Source organism: Diaphorobacter ruginosibacter (assembly GCF_040396215.1).
Classification (GTDB): domain Bacteria; phylum Pseudomonadota; class Gammaproteobacteria; order Burkholderiales; family Burkholderiaceae_C; genus Diaphorobacter_A; species Diaphorobacter_A ruginosibacter_A.
In genome coordinates, this window is record NZ_JBEBOW010000213.1 from 1 (window position 1) to 3,725 (window position 3,725).

Sequence of the window (3,725 nt, forward strand, 5' to 3'; positions counted from 1 at the left end):
CGCAAAGCCGCTGTCGCGGCGCGAGGAGATCGTGAACACGTTCTGAGCGCGTGAACGGATTCCGGGCGCGTGCCGGCTGCCGGGAATGGGCGAAGAAAAGGCCTGCCGCGCGATGCGCGGGCAGGCCGTGTCATGGCGCGCGCCGGGCCTGGGTCCGGCGGCTGCGCTCAGGCCTCGATGCGGCCCAGGAGCAGGTATTCCATGAGTGCCTTCTGCACGTGCATCCGGTTCTCGGCTTCGTCCCACACCACCGATTGCGGGCCGTCGATCACGTCGGCCATGACTTCCTCGCCGCGATGCGCGGGCAGGCAGTGCATGAACAGCGCGTCGGGCTTGGCGGCGGCCATCATGTCCGAGTCCACGCACCAGTCGGCAAAGGCCTTCATGCGCTTTTCGTTTTCGGCCTCGTAACCCATGCTGGTCCAGACGTCCGTGGTGACCAGGTCCGCGCCCTTGCAGGCCTGCATGGGATCGGCGAAGACCTTGTAGCAGCCGGCGCGCGGTGTGCGGCCGCCGAAGGCGAGGCTCTCGTCCACCTCATAGCCGCTGGGCGTGCTGACGTGGACGGTGAAGTCCAGCAGTTCGGCGGCCTGCAGCCAGGTGTTGGCCATGTTGTTGCCGTCGCCGACCCATGCCACCGTCTTGCCCGTGATGGAGCCGCGATGCTCTATATAGGTGAAGATGTCGGCCATGATCTGGCAGGGGTGGAATTCGTTGGTCAGCCCGTTGATGACCGGCACGCGCGAGTTGGCGGCAAAGCGCTCGATCTTGCTTTGCTCGAAGGTGCGGATCATCACCAGATCCGTCATCCGGCTGATGACCTTGGCGCTGTCGTCGATCGGTTCGGAGCGGCCGAGCTGGCTGTCGCCGGTGGTCAGGTGAACGACGCTTCCGCCGAGCTGGTACATGCCCGCCTCGAAGCTCACGCGCGTGCGGGTGCTGGCCTTCTCGAAGATCATCGCCAGCGTGCGGTCGAACAGCGGGTGGTATTTCTCGTAGCTCTTGAACTTGCCCTTGATGATGGCCGCGCGCGAGAACAGGTAGTTGTAGTCGTCGGACGTCAGGTCGGAAAACTGCAGATAGTGCTTCATTGCTTTGTGGCTCCTTCAGCGAGGAATTTCTTGACCAGTGGAGCGAGGCGCGCCACGATTTCATCGGCCTCGGCGCGCGAGAGAATCAGCGCGGGAACCAGCCGGATCACGGAGTCGGCGGTGACCGAGAACAGCAGGCCGGCCTCTTCGGCGCCGCGCGTGATCAGCGCGCCGCAGGGACGGTCCAGCTCGACGCCGATCATCAGGCCCTGGCCGCGCACGTCCAGCACGCCCTTTTCGCCGGCGAAAGCGGCCTTGAGAGCTTCCTTGAGATGAGCGCCCACATCCGCCGCGTTCTGCAGCAGCCTGTCTTCATCCATGATGCGGATGGTTTCCACGCCCGCGCGCATGGCAAGCGGGTTGCCGCCGAACGTCGTGCCGTGGTTGCCCGGCTGCAGCACGCCAGATGCCTTGCCGCGCGCGAGCACGGCGCCGATCGGCACGCCCGAGCCCAGTCCCTTGGCAAGCGACATCACGTCGGGGACGATCCCGGCCCACTGGTGGGCGAACCACTTGCCGGTGCGGCCCATGCCGGCCTGCACTTCGTCGAGGATCATCAGCCACTCGTTGGCGTCGCACAGCTCGCGCACCTGCCGCATGTATTCGGCGCGCATCGGGTGCAGTCCACCTTCGCCCTGGATGGGCTCCATCATCACGGCGACCACATCGGGGTTGCCCGCGGTGGCCTTTTTCAGAGCGTCGATGTCGTTCACCGGAACACGCAGGAAGCCGTCGAGCAGCGGGCCGAAACCGTCGCGCACCTTGGGGTTGCCGGTGGCGGTCATGGTGGCGATCGAGCGGCCATGGAAGGCGTGCTCGTACACCACGATCACCGGCTTCTCGACGCCCTTGTCCACGCCATACTTGCGGGCGATCTTGATGGCGGCCTCATTGGCTTCCAGGCCCGTGTTGCAGAAGAAGACGTTGTCCATCTTCGCGCGTTCGACCAGCAGCCTGGCAAGCTCTTCCTGGCCGGGCACGTGGTAGTAGTTGGAGGTGTGGATCAACCGGGCAAGCTGCTCCTGCAGCGCCGGAACGAACCTGGGGTGGTTGTGGCCGAGTGTGTTCACCGCGATGCCCGCGAGACCGTCGAGGTATTCCTTGCCGTTCACGTCCCACACTCGCACGCCCTGTCCTCGGTCCAAGGCGATTGGAACGCGGCCATAGGTGTTCATCACGTGAGGCGAGGCGGCCTCGACAAAAGCGGTCATGCGGAAATCTCCTGACATAGCTGGGAAACACAAGGCTGGCATGATGGCCAACCGGACGAGATGTGATTTTAGGGGCTGCTCGACAAGCCTTCGTTGAGTATTCCGCATCACAGTCATGCGTGCCGGACGCAGGCTGCCGGCATCATGGGCGAGAGCTGCGCCGGATGGTAGGCTTATGGGGTTTTGTATGCATGGTTTGCATAAACCAATGCATCGTTTTTATTTTTCAAGGCCTTTGTGCTGCTATTCAGTCTTATCTCTTATATAAGAGTTAGAATCGGAGCACGTGGCGCACGATGCCATGGTTCATTATTCAAGACGCCTCACCAATGGTTTCCTCCGACGCAAAAGAAGTCTTCATTCAAGGTATCACCCATGAGGGAAGAACCTTCCGGCCCAGCGACTGGGCGGAGCGGCTGGCGGGGGTGATGAGCCAGTTCAGGCCCGGCGGCTCGACTCCGGGGAGCCACCTGAGCTACTCGCCCTGGTGCATTCCCACCAGCATGAACGGCGTGAAATGCGTGGTGGTCAACAGGGAGTTGCAGAAGTACGAACCCATGGCATGGGACTTTGTTCTCAACTTCGCAAGAGACAACAACCTCCAGATAGCCGAAGCATGCTTGCTTCCCGATCCAAAGGCCTGAATTCCAGGCCTTTTCCTTTTTTGCTTTTTCCTCTTTTCCGTATGGCTGGCCGGCTCGCGCAGGAAGACGGGGGCATGGCTTCGCGTTGCATCCCCATGACAATTCCAGGCTCCTTGCCCTGAGTCGGGCAGGCTTCGCGCGGGTGCAATAGACTCGCTGCCGGCCATCCAGCGCATCCGGCGGCAACTCGCGGAGTGGAGGATGGCCTCGGTTCAACAACAAGAGTTCACATGACCAGTAACGCCATTCATCTGTTTACCAAGCGCCGTACACAATACGCCATCGGCAAGAACCTTCCCCTTCCCGAGGCGCAGGTCGAAGCGCTGATCCGCGAGGCGATCCGCCAGGCTCCTTCCTCGTTCAATTCGCAAAGCTCGCGCGCGGTCATCCTTTTCGGCGCCGCGCATGAAAAGCTCTGGAGCATCACCCGCGAGACGCTGCGCAAGATCGTGCCCGCCGATGCATTCGCTGCGACAGATGCCAAGATGAGCGCTTTTGCGGCGGGAGCCGGCTCGGTTCTTTTCTTCGAGGACCAGGATGTCCTCAAGGGGCTGCAGGAGAAATTTCCGCTGTATGCGGACAACTTCCCGGTGTTCTCGGAGCATTCGGCGGGAATGGCCCAGTTTGCGGTATGGACCGCGCTGGCCGATGCGGGCATCGGTGCGAGCCTTCAGCACTATGGCCCGCTGATCGATGCGGAAGTCGCCTCCACCTGGGGCATTCCGGCATCGTGGAGGATGCGCGCCCAGATGCCCTTTGGCTCCAATGAGAAGCCGTTC

At 62.4% G+C, this 3,725-nt stretch carries 4 protein-coding genes; 2 read left to right on the plus strand and 2 right to left on the minus strand.

Going from position 1 to position 3,725, the window contains the following annotated elements; translation table 11 throughout:
* Window positions 1-167: 167 nt before the first annotated feature.
* Both argF and ABWP92_RS16830 read right to left on the minus strand, forming a co-directional pair.
* Window positions 168-1,091: an ornithine carbamoyltransferase gene (argF, locus tag ABWP92_RS16825; RefSeq protein ID WP_353236553.1), complete on the minus strand. Its 924-nt coding sequence runs from the start codon at window positions 1,089-1,091 to the stop codon at window positions 168-170.
* Window positions 1,088-2,302, minus strand: coding sequence for an aspartate aminotransferase family protein (locus ABWP92_RS16830; protein ID WP_353236554.1), 1,215 nt, complete (start codon window positions 2,300-2,302; stop codon window positions 1,088-1,090). The genes argF and ABWP92_RS16830 overlap by 4 nt, the downstream gene beginning before the upstream one ends.
* A gap of 329 nt (window positions 2,303-2,631) precedes the next feature.
* Here ABWP92_RS16830 and ABWP92_RS16835 point away from each other — a divergent pair, with 329 nt between their 5' ends.
* Both ABWP92_RS16835 and ABWP92_RS16840 read left to right on the plus strand, forming a co-directional pair.
* Window positions 2,632-2,946: a DUF3579 domain-containing protein gene (locus ABWP92_RS16835; protein ID WP_353236556.1), complete on the plus strand. Its 315-nt coding sequence runs from the start codon at window positions 2,632-2,634 to the stop codon at window positions 2,944-2,946.
* 230 nt (window positions 2,947-3,176) lie between these two features.
* Window positions 3,177-3,725: nitroreductase family protein (locus tag ABWP92_RS16840; protein ID WP_353236555.1), on the plus strand; the 549-nt coding region annotated here is incomplete at its 3' end.

Bases quoted from the DNA above. Each gene is read 5' to 3' on its own strand.
- ABWP92_RS16835 (WP_353236556.1), top strand. From the start codon at position 2,632: ATGGTTTCCTCCGACGCAAAAGAAGTCTTCATTCAAGGTATCACCCAT.
- argF (WP_353236553.1), bottom strand. From the start codon at position 1,091: ATGAAGCACTATCTGCAGTTTTCCGACCTGACGTCCGACGACTACAAC.
- ABWP92_RS16830 (WP_353236554.1), bottom strand. From the start codon at position 2,302: ATGACCGCTTTTGTCGAGGCCGCCTCGCCTCACGTGATGAACACCTAT.